General features: G+C 62.6%; 1 protein-coding gene. It reads left to right on the top strand.

The genetic code is table 11. The features are described 5' to 3' along the window. Positions 1-342: reverse transcriptase domain-containing protein (locus IZR01_RS49675; RefSeq protein ID WP_369125534.1), on the top strand; the 342-nt coding region annotated here is incomplete at both ends.

The following is a 342-nucleotide window of genomic DNA, read 5'->3' as shown; positions in this document are numbered from 1 at the left end:
CAGCCGGTGGTTTCAGGCCGTTGGGGATTCCCACGGTCCGCGACCGGGTGGTCCAGCAGGCGGCGAAGCTGGTGTTGGAACCGATTTTCGAGGCGGACTTTCTAGAGGTCTCCTACGGGTTCCGGCCCCGGCGCAGTGCGACGCAGGCGATGGAGCGGCTTCGTGTCGGGTTCATCAAGGGCCACGTGTTCGTCGTGGAGTTCGACATCAAAGACTTCTTTAACCGTATCGACCATGCAGCGCTGATGGCCGAGGTGGAGAAGCGGGTCAGTGATCGTCGAGTGCTGAAGCTGCTGCGGCAGTGGTTGCAGGCCGGGGTGATGGTCGAAGACGGCAGTGTCG

The sequence above is a fragment of the Catenulispora pinisilvae genome, from assembly GCF_015356865.1.
Lineage (GTDB): Bacteria > Actinomycetota > Actinomycetes > Streptomycetales > Catenulisporaceae > Catenulispora > Catenulispora pinisilvae.
This window is presented reverse-complemented; position numbering and strand designations above follow the sequence as displayed.